Source organism: Agrobacterium sp. K11, assembly GCF_059429395.1.
Window position 1 is genome coordinate 1 of record NZ_JCAHRB010000008.1, and the last position, 16,404, is coordinate 16,404.

The 16,404-nt window shown below is 58.3% G+C and carries 12 protein-coding genes and 2 pseudogenes; 7 read left to right on the top strand and 7 right to left on the bottom strand.

All coding sequences use genetic code 11. The features are described 5' to 3' along the window. Positions 1-252: 252 nt before the first annotated feature. From AC5SEO_RS14915 to AC5SEO_RS14930, 4 genes and pseudogenes are all read right to left on the bottom strand, one after another. Positions 253-444 carry a hypothetical protein gene (locus AC5SEO_RS14915; RefSeq protein WP_019566799.1) on the bottom strand — a complete coding sequence of 64 codons (192 nt, stop codon included), beginning with the start codon at positions 442-444 and terminating at the stop codon, positions 253-255. 130 nt (positions 445-574) lie between these two features. Continuing rightward, positions 575-1,578 (bottom strand): annotated as a pseudogene (gene ftsZ / locus AC5SEO_RS14920) (cell division protein FtsZ). 57 nt (positions 1,579-1,635) lie between these two features. Continuing rightward, the gene (gene fabF, locus AC5SEO_RS14925; protein WP_174069025.1) at positions 1,636-2,919 is read right to left on the bottom strand and encodes a beta-ketoacyl-ACP synthase II; all 1,284 of its coding nucleotides are present in this window, start codon (positions 2,917-2,919) and stop codon (positions 1,636-1,638) included. A gap of 173 nt (positions 2,920-3,092) precedes the next feature. Then, on the bottom strand, positions 3,093-3,680 hold the full coding sequence (locus AC5SEO_RS14930) for a TetR/AcrR family transcriptional regulator (RefSeq protein ID WP_080849832.1): 588 nt from the start codon (positions 3,678-3,680) through the stop codon (positions 3,093-3,095). Between the two features lie 98 nt (positions 3,681-3,778). Here AC5SEO_RS14930 and AC5SEO_RS14935 point away from each other — a divergent pair, with 98 nt between their 5' ends. From AC5SEO_RS14935 to AC5SEO_RS14945, 3 genes and pseudogenes are all read left to right on the top strand, one after another. Beyond that, on the top strand, positions 3,779-4,891 hold the full coding sequence (locus tag AC5SEO_RS14935) for an efflux RND transporter periplasmic adaptor subunit (protein WP_174069026.1): 1,113 nt from the start codon (positions 3,779-3,781) through the stop codon (positions 4,889-4,891). Further along, positions 4,891-8,001 carry an efflux RND transporter permease subunit gene (locus tag AC5SEO_RS14940; protein ID WP_495363890.1) on the top strand — a complete coding sequence of 1,037 codons (3,111 nt, stop codon included), beginning with the start codon at positions 4,891-4,893 and terminating at the stop codon, positions 7,999-8,001. Before AC5SEO_RS14935 ends, AC5SEO_RS14940 begins: the two co-directional genes overlap by 1 nt. Before the next feature lie 151 nt (positions 8,002-8,152). Continuing rightward, positions 8,153-8,323: pseudogene (locus AC5SEO_RS14945) on the top strand (IS3 family transposase); the annotation flags it as partial. Between the two features lie 47 nt (positions 8,324-8,370). Here AC5SEO_RS14945 and AC5SEO_RS14950 read toward each other — a convergent pair. After that, positions 8,371-8,919, bottom strand: coding sequence for a TetR/AcrR family transcriptional regulator (locus AC5SEO_RS14950; RefSeq protein ID WP_035199997.1), 549 nt, complete (start codon positions 8,917-8,919; stop codon positions 8,371-8,373). A 112-nt stretch (positions 8,920-9,031) separates the two neighbouring features. On the opposite strand from AC5SEO_RS14950, the gene AC5SEO_RS14955 reads away from it, so the two are divergent. From AC5SEO_RS14955 to AC5SEO_RS14970, 4 genes are all read left to right on the top strand, one after another. Next, complete coding sequence (locus AC5SEO_RS14955) at positions 9,032-9,820, top strand: SDR family NAD(P)-dependent oxidoreductase (RefSeq protein WP_025595179.1); 789 nt, start codon at positions 9,032-9,034, stop codon at positions 9,818-9,820. A 48-nt stretch (positions 9,821-9,868) separates the two neighbouring features. Continuing rightward, positions 9,869-10,963 carry an alkene reductase gene (locus AC5SEO_RS14960; RefSeq protein ID WP_174069028.1) on the top strand — a complete coding sequence of 365 codons (1,095 nt, stop codon included), beginning with the start codon at positions 9,869-9,871 and terminating at the stop codon, positions 10,961-10,963. A 257-nt stretch (positions 10,964-11,220) separates the two neighbouring features. Further along, the gene (locus AC5SEO_RS14965) at positions 11,221-12,045 is read left to right on the top strand and encodes an oxidoreductase (RefSeq protein ID WP_003519271.1); all 825 of its coding nucleotides are present in this window, start codon (positions 11,221-11,223) and stop codon (positions 12,043-12,045) included. 111 nt (positions 12,046-12,156) lie between these two features. Next, positions 12,157-13,161, top strand: coding sequence for a zinc-binding dehydrogenase (locus AC5SEO_RS14970; RefSeq protein ID WP_174069029.1), 1,005 nt, complete (start codon positions 12,157-12,159; stop codon positions 13,159-13,161). Positions 13,162-13,201: 40 nt separating this feature from the next. On the opposite strand, the gene AC5SEO_RS14975 is transcribed toward AC5SEO_RS14970, so the two are convergent. Together AC5SEO_RS14975 and AC5SEO_RS14980 are read right to left on the bottom strand one after the other, a co-directional pair. Beyond that, positions 13,202-13,783 carry a TetR/AcrR family transcriptional regulator gene (locus AC5SEO_RS14975; protein WP_025595177.1) on the bottom strand — a complete coding sequence of 194 codons (582 nt, stop codon included), beginning with the start codon at positions 13,781-13,783 and terminating at the stop codon, positions 13,202-13,204. Between the two features lie 219 nt (positions 13,784-14,002). Continuing rightward, positions 14,003-16,288, bottom strand: a complete 2,286-nt coding sequence (locus AC5SEO_RS14980; protein ID WP_174069031.1) for an FdhF/YdeP family oxidoreductase — start codon at positions 16,286-16,288, stop codon at positions 14,003-14,005. Positions 16,289-16,404: the final 116 nt, after the last annotated feature.

The following is a 16,404-nucleotide window of genomic DNA, read 5'->3' on the forward strand; positions in this document are numbered from 1 at the left end:
TCAGGCTCATAACCTGAAGGCCGCAGGTTCAAATCCTGCCCCCGCAACCAATATCTTCAAGACTATCAACAACAAAGCCCTCCCATCCCGGAGGGCACTTTGCGTTTAGGGCCTTGGATACCGCAAATGAATTGCTGGCGGTATAGCCCGTGGGGCTCTGATAGCGTGCACCTAGGCCTTTGTAAAACACGAGCCGGAACAAGCACTTCAAGCGCTCAGAGCGGCATTCACTTTGTGATCAGGGTTTCCGCGTCACCGACGTGGCGTTGTTTCGGCAGATTCGGGCAAGGTCGCAGGCAGGCGTTTTCTATCTAGCGCCTCCGTAGCTGCCTCGAGCCGAGCCACGCGCTTTTCCAAGGAGAAGAGGTAGTCCCCCTGCAAATCATCGATACCGAGGAATGCTTCTTCCCATAGACGCCATTTCTCTAAGAAGTGCTTCAGCATGTGCTGTTTCCTCTCGATCGATTTCACTGGAATTTTCTATGTCGCCCTATCTTGGGCCGGGCGGTAGCGGACACGCAGGCACTCTCAAGTCTGCAAGGACATGTTCGCTCGAGGGTGCAAAGGAGCTGGCTCACCCCGTGCGCTCCGCAAGAAAGATCACCTCTGCCGGTTGTCGCAATCCGCTCGCGACAACGGAGACTTTCAGTCGACCCGCAAGCGCATCGTCGAACGTCGCGCCGATCACGACATCGGCGTTAGCGTCGACCTCTTCGCGCACGCGCGTGGCTGCTTCGTCCACATCGAACAGCGTCATGTCCGGTCCACCGGAAATCGAGACGAGGAGCCCTTTGGCACCTTTGACCGATGTGTCGTCAAAAAGCGGATTAGCAATCGCTGCTTCGGCGGCAGCTCTTGCACGTCCTTCGCCTGCCGCTTCTCCCGTGCCCATCACAGCTCGGCCCATACCGCGCATCACTGACCTTAGGTCGGCGAAATCGAGATTGATAAGCCCTTCCCTGACAATCAAATCGACGACGGAGCTGACGCCTGCATAAAGAACCCGATCCGCCATTTCGAAAGCCTCAGCAAACGTCGTTGCGGCATCTGCCACCCGGAAGAGGTTCTGATTTGGGATCACGATCACGGTATCCGCGCTTTCGGCTAGACACTCTACCCCGTGTCGGGCCATTCGCATTCGATGTATGCCCTCAAATGCGAATGGCATGGTTACCACGCCGACCGTCAGTATTCCGGCCTTCCGCGCAGCTCGAGCTATAACAGGCGCGGCGCCCGTTCCAGTGCCGCCCCCATGCCCGCGGTCACGAAACACATATGCATCCCGGTCAGATGGTCCATGATTTCGTCGATCGTTTCTTCGGCCGCCGCTTGTCCGACCTCGGCGAGTGATCCGGCCCCAAGCCCGCCAGTCGCGATCAGGCCGAGTTGCACAACTCGTGGGGCTTTGGACATGGAGAGAGCTTGTGCATCGGTGTTTGCTGCAACGAATTCTACCCCTTGCAGCTTCTGCGCCATCATGTTGTTGACCGCATTACCACCACCGCCGCCGACGCCTATAACGGCAATCCTCGGTTTGAGGTGCAGTATGTCCGGTGTCGTGCCCAAGGTTTGGTTCATTGACGTTCAAGTCCCAAGCGAAAACAGTTTCAGCGTGTGGTGGCGCGACGGTGATTGTCAGCCAGCACCGTTTGCATTCGGCCACCGCCGGAACACTGCGCTCGCATTGACACCGCCAAAACCGAAACCATTGGATATTGCGAATTCAGCGTCTAATTGGCGCGCGTGGTTCGCCACAAAATCGATGCCTTCGGCTTCCGGATCCGGAGCATTCAGGTTGAGAGTTGGCGGCGCAATCTGGTGCTGGAGTGCCAGAATGGTGAAGATTGCTTCCAATCCTCCAGCCGCGCCAAGTAGGTGTCCTGTCGCTGACTTCGTCCCGCTGACAGCGACAGTCTTCTCGGAACCAAAGATACTTTTGATGGCCCTGATTTCGCCGAGGTCTCCGACCGGGGTCGAGGTGGCGTGGGCATTCAGATGACCTATTTCGCGGGGGGAAATGCCTGCCTGCGCAATGGCGATCTCCATGGCTCTTTTGGCACCGTTCCCGTCTTCTGGTCCTGACGTGATGTGATGAGCGTCGGCTGTCGTGCCGTAGCCGACGAGTTCGGCAATTGGTGTAGCGCCGCGAGCAAGTGCATGGCTCAGGGATTCAATGACAAGCATGCCCGCTCCTTCGCCCATGACGAAGCCATCGCGTGATGTGTCGAAGGGGCGCGATGCCTTGTCCGGCGTTTCGTTGAAAGCAGTCGACAGAGATCTGGCGGCTGCAAAACCTCCGAGGCTGACGACGTTCATGCAGGCTTCTGTTCCGCCGCATATCGCAATTTCGGCTTCATTTGACCGAATAAGCCTCGCAGCATCGCCAATTGCCTGAACGCCGGCGGCGCACGCGGTTACCGGTGCACCGAGAGGGCCTTTGAAGCCATGACGGATTGAGACATGCCCTGCTGCGAGATTGACCAGAAACGACGGTATGGTGAAGGGCGAAAGGCGACGGACACCGCGTTGATCGACGGTGCGGACCGCTTCGGTTATCGCAGGAAAGCCGCCGATACCGGACGCGATAATCGTCGCGGTCCTCAGCCGTTCCTCATTCGAGGTCGGCTTCCAGTTTGCTTGTGCAAGCGCTTCTTCCGCGGCTGCCAGTGCAAATATGATAAAACGGTCGACCTTGCGTTGGTCCTTCGGAGCCACAATGGTGTCGGGATCGAAGCCGCCCTCGGGATCTTCCATCAATGAGGGGACAACGCCCCCGATTTTCGATGGCAGGTCCGCCACCACGTCGTCACCCAGCCGTCGAATGCCACTTCGACCCGCAAGCAGGCGCGACCAGGAGATACCGACATTCGCTCCAAGGGGACTGACAGCTCCCATTCCTGTGACAACGATACGACGCATGTTTTACACCTGTTCTTCGTTTAAATTGGCATGCCTTCGGCATCCCGACCGACGGTGCGGTCAGGGCCTGTTCTCCGGATATGCAGTTTCTTCAGTGCCTAAATCGCATCCGCCCGAACCCGACGCGGCGACTGCGTTTGATTTTTGTTTTCCCTAGCTACCGAGCGCGATCCTCAGACCGCATGATCAGCGCCTGCGATGCGCCTGATCTCCTCCGCCGCTGCGTCGAGGATTCCTTGAGACGTATTCTCGTCTTCCATGATCCGCGACAGGGTAACGGCGCCGACCATGAGAGACAGGATCGCCATCGCTTTGCCGCTGGGATTGGAGCTTCTGGTGTCATCAAGCAGTTCATTGAGCACCTCGAAGTGAGCGCGTATCCCATCCTCGAATGGACGCCTGACTTCTTCACTCTGCCGAGTAGCGTCCGACCCCAGTGCCACCAGGGGGCAACCTTCTGCCTTTTCTCCACGGTGGTCCTTGGACAGATAGAACGCCATCACTGCTTCGAGAGGATCGGAACTGTCCGCAGCCGCTTCAGACCATCTGCGTGTAGCGCTTTCCATTGCGCGCCTCGAAGCCTGGGCTGCAAGATCGTCCTTCGATGCAAACTGCTTGTAGAACCCGCCTTGAGTGAGTCCTGCACCCTTCATCAAATCTTTCAGGCCAATGCCATCGAATCCGTGCTCGCGAAACAGACGGCTGGCAACGTTGATCACCGTCTCCCGATTTTCCTCGGCTTGTGCCCGGCTCACTCTCATATCGACCTCCGGTTAGATTTCGTTTGACATTTATAGCGCACATAGATTTAGATCGCAATCTAAATCATTTGCACCGCTGGTCAAGAAGAGAACTTACAATGAAACGCAAACATGTCCTGACTGTCGTGGGTCTTGTCGCAGCGGCTGGGGCCGCCGCCTTTTTCCTCGTTTCTGAAACCCCAAAACGGGAAGCCGAGGCCGCAGACCCAAGGACGGCTTCACTACTGGTAAGGATTGCGGAGGCGAAAAGGACCGGCAGGGCCGACCGGTCATTCACCGGGACGGTCGCATCGCGCGTTCAAAGCAATCTCGGATTTCGCGTTCCCGGTAAAATCGTGGAGCGGCTGGTCGATGTCGGTCAGCAGGTCAAACAGGGCCAACCGCTGATGCGCATTGATGAGACCGATCTTCAGCTTGCACTGACAGCAAAGCGGAACTCGGTCATATCAGCGCGTGCTATTCTGCTTCAGGCGCAAGCCGATGAGAAGCGCTATGCGGCACTGGTCAAGAATGGCCTGGCGGCCACGCCCCAGCGTTATGAACAGGCAAAGGCGGCTCTCGATACAGCGACAGCACAGCTTGCGGCGGCCGAGGCGGAAGCGGAGGTGGCCGAGAACGCGGCAACCTACACCACTCTTGTTGCTGACTCGGATGGAACGGTCGTTGAAACTCTCGGCGATCCGGGACAAGTGGTGGCCGCCGGCCAGACGGTTGTTCAACTCGCAAAGGCGGGCCCTCGCGAGGCGGTCGTCTGGCTGCCTGAGACACTGCGACCTAAGGTGGGATCGGAAGCACAGGCCAGTGTTTATGGAAGCGACGGGCTTAGTGGAAACGCCAGACTGCGACAAATCTCCGATTCGGCTGATCCTCAAACGAGAACCTATGAAGCGCGTTACATTCTTGAGGGTGATGCGGCCTCAGCACCGCTTGGCGCCACTGTAACAATCAGAACACCGGATGCCGAACGCCAGTCGGAGGTCGCCGTGCCCGTCGGCGCCATTCTGGACGACGGTAATCGCACAGGTGTGTGGGTCGTCGACGGCGCCACGTCAAAGGTGAAGTTCACCCCGATTAAAGTTCAGCAGATTGGCGAGGAGACGGCATTTGTCACGGGGATCGGCACCGGGGAGCAGGTCGTTGCCCTCGGCGCCCATCTTCTCGACGATGGTGCGACCGTCAGGATTGCCTCGAGCCAAGAGGTGAAAAACTAATGCGCTTCAACCTGTCAGCCATCGCGGTTCGCGAACGCGCTATCACCCTGTTCTTTATCGTGCTGCTGGCCGCAGCCGGCGTCTACGCTTTCGTCAAGCTGGGGCGCGCCGAGGATCCGTCCTTCACCATCAAGACATTGACGGTCACGTCAGTCTGGCCGGGTGCAACAGCGCGAGAAATGCAGGACCTCGTCGCCGAGCCGCTTGAGAAACGTATTCAGGAACTGACCTGGTACGACCGCGTCGAGACCACAACGAGGCCAGGTTACGCTTTCCTGACCGTCACCCTCAAGGATAACACGCCGGCGAGTGCGGTTGCTGAAGAGTTCTATCAGGCGCGCAAGAAGCTTGGCGACGAAGCCCGCAATCTTCCCCCGGGCGTCATGGGCCCATTCGTCAACGACGAATATTCTGACGTGAGTTTCGGCCTCTATGCCCTGAAGGCAAAGGGAATGCCGATGCGCGATCTCGTTCGGCAAGCGGAAGTCATCCGCCAGGACCTCCTGCACGTGCCTGGCGTCAAGAAAATCAACATCGTCGGTGAGCGCCCCGAGCAGATTTTCGTCGAGTTCTCCTATGCGAAGCTCGCGACGCTCGGCATATCCGCGCAGGATATCGCTTCTGCGTTGCAGCGACAGAACACGGTCACGCCTGCGGGTTCCATCGACACACGAGGTCCACAGGTCTTTATCCGCTTCGACGGAGCTTACAACAGTGTGCAGGCGATTGCCGACACGCCGATCGTTGCTGCTGGACGAACCCTGAAGCTCTCCGATCTTGCAGAGGTGCGACGCGGTTATCAGGATCCCGCCACGTATATCATCCGCCACGAGGGTGAACCGACAATCATGCTGGGTGCGGTGATGCAGGCGGGATGGAACGGTCTTGATCTCGGCAAGGCGCTTGAGGCTCGCTCTGCCGCCATTGCGCAAACATTGCCGCTGGGGATGACGCTTACCAAAGTCAGCGACCAGGCCGTCAACATCGATGAAGCCGTCGGCGAGTTCATGCTCAAGTTCGCGATGGCGCTTGGCGTGGTTCTGTTTGTCAGTCTGGTGGCACTTGGCTGGCGCGTTGGTATTGTTGTCGCACTTGCTGTGCCACTCACCCTTGCGGTGGTCTTTCTCATCATGCTGGAGACCGGGCGCTTCTTCGACCGCATCACGCTTGGCGCTTTGATCCTCGCGCTTGGCCTTCTAGTTGACGATGCCATCATTGCCATCGAAGTGATGGTGGTGAAGATGGAGGAGGGCATGGACCGCATCAAGGCGGCCGCCTATGCCTGGAGCCATACGGCAGCGCCGATGCTGTCCGGCACGCTGGTCACGATCATCGGCCTGATGCCCGTGGGTTTTGCCAAGTCGACCGCAGGTGAATATGCCGGCAACATCTTTTGGGTGGTGGGCTTTGCGCTCATAGTATCCTGGATCGTCGCCGTCACCTTCACGCCCTATCTCGGCGTCAAGATGTTGCCCAACATCAAGCCGGTCGAGGGCGGTCATCACGCCATCTATGACACGCCGAATTACCGCCGTCTGCGCTCCGTCATCGAGTTCGCTGTCCGCCATAAGTTCATGGTCTGCGCCGTGGTCGGCATTTCCATGGCCGTTTCGGTCGTTGGAATGGGCGGCGTGAAACAACAGTTTTTCCCGACGTCGGATCGGCCTGAGGTGCTGGTCGAGGTGCGCATGCCCGAGGGCACGAGCATTGAGGCGACGACATCTGCGGTGAAGAAAGTCGAGGACTGGCTGCAAACTCAGCCTGAGACCAATATCGTCACGTCCTACGTAGGGCAGGGCGCACCCCGGTTCTTCTTTGCCATGGCACCGGAACTACCTGACCCTGCCTTCGCCAAGGTCGTCGTGCTCACACCCGATGCCCACGCACGTGAAGAACTGAAGCATCGCCTTCGTGCAGCTATTTCGGAGGGTCTTGTTCCTGAAGCGTCCGTCCGCGTCACCCAGCTTGTGTTTGGTCCTTACACGCCGTTCCCGGTCGAGTTCCGGATCATGGGTCCCGATCAGGATGAACTCTACAGGATTTCTGAGCAGGCTCTGGTGATCATGAAGACTATCCCCGATGTTCGCCAAGCCAACCGTGACTGGGGCAACCGAACACCCGTTCTGCGATTTGTGCCCGACCAGGAGCGGCTCAATCTGATTGGTCTTTCTCCATCGGAGGCAGCCCAGCAATTGCAGATGCTGCTCTCCGGCATCCCCGTTACGCAGGTGCGCGACAATATCCGCAACGTGCCCGTCGTCGCTCGCAGTGCTGGCGAAAACCGCCTCGATCCGTCACGTCTTGCCGATTTCTCTCTGATGAGCAGGGATGGCCGTCAGGTTCCGCTGGATCAACTCGGGCACTCCGAAATCCGGTTTGAAGAACCTATCCTGAAGCGTCGTGACCGCACTCCTGTCATCACGATCAGGTCTGATATTAACGAGGCGACGCAGCCTCCGGAGGTTTCCCAGCAGGTTATGAAAGCTCTGCAGCCACTCATCGCGTCGCTTCCCGTTGGATATCGTATCGAGATGGGCGGCAACATTGAGGAGTCTCTCAAGGCCAATACGGCACTCGCTCAGGTTTTCCCGGTGATGATTGCTGCCATGCTGATCGTCATCATTCTGCAGGTTCGCAGTCTCTCGACAATGACACTGGTGATGCTGACAGCGCCGCTTGGTCTTGCCGGGGTGGTTCCGACCCTGCTCCTGTTCAATCAGCCTTTCGGCTTCAACGCCATTCTCGGCTTGATCGGACTGGCGGGCATCCTGATGCGCAACACGCTTATCCTGACAGAGCAAATCAAGGAGAACAAGGCGGCAGGGCTCGATGATTATCATGCCGTTATAGAAGCGACAGTGCAGCGGACACGACCCGTGATCCTGACGGCTCTCGCGGCGATCCTGGCGTTCATACCTCTGACCCACTCAGTATTTTGGGGGTCGATGGCCTATACCCTGATCGGTGGAACGGCAGCAGGCACGGTAATGATCCTGCTCTTCCTTCCGGCCCTCTATGCTGTCTGGTTCCGGATCAAGCCACCCAAGGCAGGTGCCGAAAAAGAGACGGTCGAGCACGTAGGGCAGCCACTGGCGCTCGCGGCAGAGTAGGGGCGTCCATGCGTGCCGGCTCAAACCTGAAGAGTGGTTTGACGGCGGCATTTAAGGGCAGCAGGAGCTGAACAATGCGTGGCCGCACACCATCTGGCCGAGCACGGTCGAAAGGTTGGGGTTTTCCATCTCATCCACATCCGGACCGATCTTCCGGCCGGACTCATCACGCGGATACCAGACCCCGGCAGCCTATGCCGGGATCATCACTGCGCCCGGCTCCAATGCTGCGGGAGATCAAAGCTTCGCTTTGCCACCGATTTGCCACACCGCGCCAAATGGAATGTTGAAAAACGCAGAACCTCCAATCGCATTTGGATGAAGGTTCCGTGGGAGGTCATGCCGGTACGCGTCGTCGTTTTTTGCGGACTAACTGATGCTGTTGTCGATCCATGCGTGCGTCTGTTCCAGAATCTCGTCCGATAGTTCCGGATCGTCGATTGCCCGGGCGAGTATGACCGCCCCAACCATGGCCGCCCAGCTTCCTATCGCTGTGCGCCGGCGATCTGCCGGGTCCAGTTGCGGGAGTGCCTTTTCGATCCGGCTGATCTGCGCACGAAGGCCTTCTGTCATGGCGGAGCGCGCCGGCGGCGTCTGGTGGCGAATTGCTGCAGCGAGACCGGCGGTTGGGCAGCCACCGGCAGCGTTGTCGCGATGGCGAGGCGCAAGATAGGATTTGACGAAATCGCTGAAGTTGCCTCCTCCGACGCTATCCGAAGCAAGGGCATGGGCAAGGGTCTCCGCGACCAGATCGTCTTTTGAACTGAAATGTCCATAAAAGCCGCCGTGAGTAAGACCGGCTGCCTTCATCACCTCCGCAACGCTGACGGCATCGAACCCCTTGTCGCGAAACAGCCGGCTGGCGACATCCAGAATCCGGCGACGGTTTTCCGCCATCTGTTCTCGGCTGACCTTCATTTTCACAATTCTCCCAACATGGTCGTTGACATTTACATGATGGCTATCATATTTAAATCCAATCATGATGATTGTCATGAATATAGGTTCCATCACAGAAAAGAGCAATCCTATGAGCACAAATCCTGCAGTCCTCATCACCGGCGCCTCCACCGGTATTGGTGCAACCTATGCCGATCGGTTTGCGCGGCGCGGCCACGATCTCGTGCTGGTCGCCCGTGACGTTGCGCGAATGGAGGCCGTTGCAAGCCGTCTGCGACAGGAAACCGGCGTGGCCATAGACATCGTCCAGGCGGATCTCACGCAACTCGCCGATCTTGCAAAAGTAGAGACGAGACTGCGCGACGATGACAGCATCGGCATCCTCGTCAACAATGCCGGAACGGCCATCGGTGGAACGTTCATCGATCAGAGCACCGACGACATGGCCCGGCTTGTTGCACTCAACTCGACTGCACTCGTTCGCCTTGCCAGCGCAATTGCCCCTCGACTCGTCAAGAAAGGTGAGGGCGCAATCGTCAACATCGGCTCCGTGGTTGGTCTGGCGCCGGAGTTCGGCATGACGGTCTACGGCGCAACCAAGGCCTTTGTCCTCTTCCTGTCTCAGGGGCTTAGCCTCGAGCTTGGACCGAAGGGCGTCTACGTTCAGGCTGTTCTTCCCGCCACGACACGAACCGAAATCTGGGACCATGTCGGCGCCGACGTCAACGCACTGAACAACGTCATGGAGGTGGGCGATCTTGTGGATGCGGCTCTGGTCGGCTTCGACCGTCGCGAGCCGGTGACCATCCCGCCGCTTCCCGATGCCGGTCAGTGGGAAGCCTTTGAAGCTGCGCGCAAGACCATGCTGGCCAACTTCGGCAATGCGCTGCCAGCCGAACGGTACCGCACCGTCGCTTGAGCAGACCGCGCAACCCATACCGCTGCGGCGGCAACACATAGGTAAATCATGACTAAAAAGACGCTTTTCGAACCCTATACGCTCGGCTCCTTGACGCTTTCCAACCGGATCGTCATGGCGCCCCTGACGCGCAATCGTGCCGGTTCGGGCTTTGTCGCAGGTGACCTGACGGCTGAATATTACGGCCAGCGTGCTTCGGCCGGGCTCATCATTTCCGAAGCCACGCAAATATCACAGCAGGGGCAGGGATACCAGGACACGCCCGGTATCTATACCCAGGCGCAGATCGAAGGCTGGCGCAAGGTCACCAGTGCGGTGCACGAGAAGGGTGGCCATATATTCCTCCAGCTCTGGCACGTCGGTCGCATCAGCCATGTTGATCTCCAGCCGAACGGCGCAGCGCCGGTTGCCCCTTCAGCCATCCGCGCCGAGACAAAGACGTTCGTCAACAATGCCTTCGTGGATGTTTCGCAACCCCGTGCCCTTGAACTGGAAGAGCTTCCTGGGATCGTCAACGATTTCCGTCAGGCAGCAGCCAACGCCATCGAGGCTGGTTTCGATGGTGTCGAGATCCACGGGGCCAACGGCTATCTGCTTGATCAGTTCGCCAAGGACGGTGCCAATGTTCGCACAGACGCCTATGGCGGCTCTGTCGAAAACCGTGCACGCCTCATGCTGGAAGTCACGGCCGCGGTTGTCGAGGAAATCGGCGCTGCACGCACCGGCATCCGCATCTCGCCGGTCTCGCCCGCCAATGGCATTTCGAGTACTGATCCGCAGGCGCAGTTCGATTACATCGTCGATCAGCTCGAAACCCTTGGCATCGTGTACATTCATGTCGTCGAGGGTGCCACAGGTGGGCCGCGCGATGTCGCGCCATTCGACTTCGGATCATTGCGCCGTCGCTTCAGCAAGACCTATATCGCTAACAACGGCTATGACTTCGAGCTGGCGACTTCGCATCTTGCCGAGGGTCGGGCGGATCTGATCGCCTTCGGCCGGCCGTTCATTGCCAATCCCGATTTGGTTGAGCGATTGAAAAGCGATGCGCCGTTGGCAGAGATAAACCCGGCTACGCTCTACGGTGGCGGTGCCGCGGGTTATATCGATTACCCCTCTTTGGCGGCAGCTGCCGGGCGTTGACTACTTTTGGGGTCGCTCGCTGGTGCGGCCCCATCAAATTAGTGTGCTGTGCCTGATCCTTTGCGGATTGGTGCCGGGTCCCGACACTGAAGGGTTACCCTTTCCCTCACCACATGAAAGTCACGCTTGACTTTAATGATGATATATATCATTAAAAATCATCAATGATGATGATGATAATCATCATAAAATTAGTGTCGTAAAACCATATGCCTTGGCGGCAATCCATGGTGATACCGAAAAGAGAGAAAGACGCTATGGCGACGTTTGCTACTAAGAGACAGAAGACCGCCTTTGTGACCGGGGCTTCCAGTGGGATTGGCAAGGCGGCCGCCACGGCTCTGGCCCGGGCAGGCTACCGGGTGATTGGCACGAGTCGTAAGGCCGCACCTGGCGAGATACGTGATGGCATTCGGATGATTGCTTGTGACGTGACTTCCGATTTGTCTGTCTCGGATGCCGTGGCGCTGGCACATCAGGAACTTGGCCGTATCGACCTTCTGGTCAACAATGCCGGTTATGCCCTGTCCGGGGCGGCCGAAGAAAGCTCGGTGGATCAGGTTCGTTCGCTGTTCGAAACCAATTTTCTGGGTGTCGTTCGGGTGACCAATGCCGTGTTGCCGATGATGCGCCAACAGGGCTATGGCAGGATATTGAACATCGGCTCTGTCCTGGGCTTAATACCCGGTCCTTTTGGAGCCTATTACTCGGCCAGCAAGCACGCCATTGAGGGCTATTCGGAATCGCTGGACCATGAGGTTCGCCAGTTCGGCATCCGTGTCGCCGTGATCGAGCCTTGGGCAACGAAAACCTCGATCGAGGCCAATTCTCCGCAAGGCGACCGTCCGGTTGCAGCCTATGGCCAGACACTGGCCAGATACCGCACGGCGTTTGACTTGGCCATGGCGACCGGCGACACGGCGGATGATGTTGCGGCCACCATCCTGATGGCGGCACAGGACAAGGCGCCGCGGTTGCGCTACCCCTCCGGCAAGGCGGCCCGGCAGACCTCGTTTGCCCGGCGTTTCCTGCCGCGCGCGCTGTTTGATCGAACCTTGCGCAAGCAATTCAACATCGCGTGAGCGAGAATGACGGCCACGGCAGGGCCTTCCAACAACATGCTCAGTTCGCGCTGAAAGCCTTGGCTTTTTTAGCCATCTGAGCCGATAATATTTTTACACTGGAGAACGTCCGTGAAAGCCTTCGTCGTCGACAAATACAAAAAGAAGGGCGCCTTGCGTCAGGCAGACATGCCCGAGCCCCAGATGGGCGCGATTGATGTTCTGGTTCGCATTCAGGCCACGGCGATCAACCTTCTGGATTCCAAGGTGAGGGACGGCGAGTTCAAGCTGTTCCTGCCCTATCGCCCGCCCTTTATTCTGGGTCACGATCTAGCCGGAACGGTTGTAAGCGTGGGCGCGAATGTGCGGCAATTCAAGGCTGGGGACGAGGTTTACGCCCGCCCGAGGGATCACCGGGCCGGTACCTTTGCAGAGTTCATCGCAATTGACGCCGCCGATGTAGCGCTGAAGCCCGCGAGCCTTTCGATGGAGCAGGCTGCATCCATACCGCTGGTTGGACTGACCGCCTGGCAGGCGCTGGTGGAGGTCGGCAAGGTCAAGCCCGGCCAGAAAGTGTTCATTCAGGCTGGTTCCGGTGGGGTTGGGACCTTTGCCATCCAGCTTGCCAAGCATCTCGGCGCCACGGTGGCCACCACGACCAGTGCCGCGAATATTGACCTGGTCAAAAGCCTCGGCGCCGATGTGGTGATCGACTACAGGACGCAGGATTTCGAACAGGTGCTATCCGGTTATGATCTGGTGCTGAACAGTCAGGATGCCAAGACGCTGGCCAAGTCGCTGAATGTTCTGAAACCGGGTGGTCGGTTGATATCGATCTCGGGGCCGCCGGATGTTCCCTTTGCCAGATCTCTGGGGCTGAACATGTTCCTGCGCTTGGTGGTACGGATGCTGAGCCGGGGCGTACTGAAGAAGGCGAAAAGCCGGGGCGTCTTGTATTCCTTCCTGTTTATGCGCGCGGAAGGGCAACAACTTGCCCAGATCGCCAAGCTGATCGACGCCGGCGTGATCCGTCCGGTCGTGGACAAGGTATTTCCCTTTGCTCAGACGGCGGAGGCCTTGGCCCATGTCGAGACCGGGCGCGCCAGGGGCAAGGTCGTTGTGAAGGTCGCAGACTGAGTTCGTATTTTGCAGGAGATGGGGTCGCATGGCTGCGGCCCTATTGCTCCCGCCCGCCATTTTCGACAGAGGCCCGGCAATCGGCGCGGCAAATATCAAGAATTTCATCCGCCAGGGCCGATGCGTCCGGGCAGGCCCGCGATAGCACGATGGCCCCGACAGCTTGCGCCATAATGCTGATGGCTTGCGTGCGGGCATTTGAGCCGGCGGGCTGGTTCGCCGCAAGATTGCTCTCCAGTGCGTCAACAAGGCGCTCGATGCCTTCGCCGAAAACAGCTCTGGTTTCGTTTGGCAGCCGCGCTGCTTCCCCGCTCAGTGCGGCGGCCGTGCAGCCTTGGCCACGCGCATCACGATGCGTGCGCGAGATGTAGGCGTCGATCATCTCGCCCAAATCATACCCGGCATAGCGTGCCAACGTTTCGGAAAGTCCTTTGGCGGAGGCTTCTGCTATGAGCGCCTCCTTCGAGACGAAGTGGTTGTAAAATCCACCATGGGTCAGGCCCGCACCCTCCATCAGGTCAGCCACGCCAACGCCATCGAACCCTCGTTCGCGAAACATCCCGGATGCAATCGCAACAATCCGGTCATGATTTTCCTGCTTCTTTTCCTTGGTGATCCGCATGTCCGAACCCTTTCGACGGCGCCGTCTCCATGATGTTGGATATCATCATGGATTGAGAGTATTGCTGACGCTTATCATTAATAATGCGCTCAACACAAGGAACACGTCGTATCGGCTACCTAATTTTCCGTCCTTCGCCGCCGATATCTTGTCGCTGGCTGCAACGAAGCTTCTGTTTCTGGGAAGCTGGCCCGGATTGTTTGGTAAAATCAAACTCGGCTACGTGGATCGGCGTATCCTCACTGGAACGCCCTTATATGCTGGGGTCCCGGATTTCCTGTCGTAGTCTGCGAGCGCAATGACCTGGTTCATTTCGGGGTAATAACCTGCTACCGAGCCGGGCGGAATATTGTAGGCAACGGCGGTAAATCCGGTAGCGGTTTTGGCGCCACTCCCGCAAATTGCTTCGACATCGATGAGGTCTCCGTCTCTTAGTCCCCGCGTCTCAAGGTCCCGCTGGTTCATGAAGATGACGTCGCGGCGGCCGTAGACACCACGGTAGCGGTCGTCGAGGCTGTATATGGTGGTGTTGTACTGGTCATGACTGCGCAAGGTGGTCAGCACAAGGGCTTCGGGGTCGTGCAAGCGTGTGTCCTCATCAAGGCCCGGTGCGACGAGAAATTCGGCCTTGCCGGACGGCGTATTCCACACACGATCAGAAGCTGCGACCGTGAGCCGGAAGCCTCCGGGCGTTTTCACGCGCGTATTGAAATCATGAAAATCGGGAAAGACGATTTCGATCTTGTCGCGGATCTGCTCATAGTCGCCGGCCATGCCGTCCCAGTCGATGTCGTGTCGATTACCAAGCGTCGCCTTGGCCATGCCGGCAACGATCCAGGGTTCCGAGCGCAACTCATCGCTTGGCGGTTTGAGGAAACCGCGCGACGCGTGCACCATCGACATGGAATCCTCTACCGTGACGGATTGGCGCCCTGTCGCCTGAATATCCAGATCCGTTCGGCCCAGAACCGGCAGGAGGATCGATGTCTTTGCCAGCAGCAGATGCGAGCGATTGAGCTTTGTCGCAAGATGAACGGCCAGATCGAGTTTCCGCATGCCCGCGAACGTCGCTTCAGGATCGGACATGGCGACAGCAAGATTGCCACCAAGACACACCAACGCTTTCGACCTGCCCTCAATGATGGCCTCGATTGCCTCCACGGCATTATGGCCCTTTTCACCAGACGGGCGGAAACCGAAGGCTTTTTCCATGCCAGCAAGAAGAGCCTCATTGGGAATTTCAGTGATGCCGACGGTCCGGTCACCCTGAACGTTGGAATGGCCGCGCAGGGGACAGATACCGGCGCCCGGCCGGCCTATATTGCCGCGCAGCATCAGGAAATTGGCGAGTTGCTGCACATTGGCCGTGCCGTGGGCATGCTGTGTGATGCCCATGCCATAACAGAGAATGACGTTTTTCGCCTTGAGGTAGACATCCACGGCGCTATCGAGCGCTTCCAGTGACAGGCCGGATTTCTCGATAATCTCCGGCCATTGCGTCTGGTCGATATCGGCTTGCAGGGCTTCGAGGCCAATCGTATGCGCCGCGATGAAATCACGGTCGATGACGCCGGGTCCGCCAGCTTCGATATCGGCCGCGTCCCGCTCGAAGATGCGCTTCATCATGCCCTTGAGTGCGGCAAGATCGCCGCCGGTACGAACCTGATGATAGGCAGACGCGATCGGCGTGGATGACATCGTCGCCATTTCGATCGGATCCTGCGGGGCTGCAAACCGCTCCAGCGCCCGCTCCTTGAGTGGATTGAAGACGACGATCGGCACACCCCTGCGGGAGGCCTCATGTAATGTCGTCATCATGCGCGGATGGTTGGTGCCGGGATTGTGCCCGAACGAAAAGATCGCGTCGGCATGATCGAAATCCTCCAGCGTTACAGTGCCCTTGCCGACACCGATCGACAGGGGTAGACCGACGCTGGTCGCTTCGTGGCACATGTTGGAACAGTCGGGGAAATTGTTGGTGCCATAGGCGCGAACGAAGAGCTGAAAGAGAAACGCCGCTTCGTTGGAGGCACGACCGGACGTGTAGAACTCGGCCATGTGAGGGCTGGGAAGGGCGTTCAACTCCGAGGCAATACGCGCGAATGCGGCATCCCATTCGATCGGCACGTAGCGGTCACTGGCATGATCATAGATCAGCGGATGCGTCAGGCGCCCCTGATCTTCAAGCTTGTGGTCGGTCCATTGCCAGAGATCCGTCACCGAATGAGCGGCAAAGAAATCGGGGCCAACCCGCTTAGCCGTCGATTCCCAGGTGATCGCTTTTGCTCCGTTCTCGCAGAACTCAAACGAACTTGTGTGCTTCGGATCGGGCCAGGCGCAGCCGGGACAATCGAAGCCTTCGGGCTGGTTTGCCTTTAACAATGTCGCCGCGCCCTCGGCGATGATCTGCTGGTGAGCAAGGGTTTTGGCAACGGCTTTTAGTGCGCCCCAGCCACCTGCTGGCGCTTTGTAATGCTCTATCCCATCCGGCCGCTTCTCGCTCATCACAGTCTCCCTTCAGCGTGTTTGAATAAATCTAGCATCGAACGCATCAGTACGAACCTAGACCGATGTATAGGTCCAGGTAGACGTCTATCGAATGTGCGGCCAACGAGATTGAG

Excerpts from the sequence above, each read along its gene's own strand:
- AC5SEO_RS14915 (WP_019566799.1), bottom strand. The coding sequence starts at position 444 with ATGCTGAAGCACTTCTTAGAGAAATGGCGTCTATGGGAAGAAGCATTC.
- fabF (WP_174069025.1), bottom strand. The coding sequence starts at position 2,919 with ATGCGTCGTATCGTTGTCACAGGAATGGGAGCTGTCAGTCCCCTTGGA.
- AC5SEO_RS14930 (WP_080849832.1), bottom strand. The coding sequence starts at position 3,680 with ATGAGAGTGAGCCGGGCACAAGCCGAGGAAAATCGGGAGACGGTGATC.
- AC5SEO_RS14935 (WP_174069026.1), top strand. The coding sequence starts at position 3,779 with ATGAAACGCAAACATGTCCTGACTGTCGTGGGTCTTGTCGCAGCGGCT.
- AC5SEO_RS14940 (WP_495363890.1), top strand. The coding sequence starts at position 4,891 with ATGCGCTTCAACCTGTCAGCCATCGCGGTTCGCGAACGCGCTATCACC.
- AC5SEO_RS14950 (WP_035199997.1), bottom strand. The coding sequence starts at position 8,919 with ATGAAGGTCAGCCGAGAACAGATGGCGGAAAACCGTCGCCGGATTCTG.
- AC5SEO_RS14955 (WP_025595179.1), top strand. The coding sequence starts at position 9,032 with ATGAGCACAAATCCTGCAGTCCTCATCACCGGCGCCTCCACCGGTATT.
- AC5SEO_RS14960 (WP_174069028.1), top strand. The coding sequence starts at position 9,869 with ATGACTAAAAAGACGCTTTTCGAACCCTATACGCTCGGCTCCTTGACG.
- AC5SEO_RS14965 (WP_003519271.1), top strand. The coding sequence starts at position 11,221 with ATGGCGACGTTTGCTACTAAGAGACAGAAGACCGCCTTTGTGACCGGG.
- AC5SEO_RS14975 (WP_025595177.1), bottom strand. The coding sequence starts at position 13,783 with ATGCGGATCACCAAGGAAAAGAAGCAGGAAAATCATGACCGGATTGTT.
- AC5SEO_RS14980 (WP_174069031.1), bottom strand. The coding sequence starts at position 16,288 with ATGAGCGAGAAGCGGCCGGATGGGATAGAGCATTACAAAGCGCCAGCA.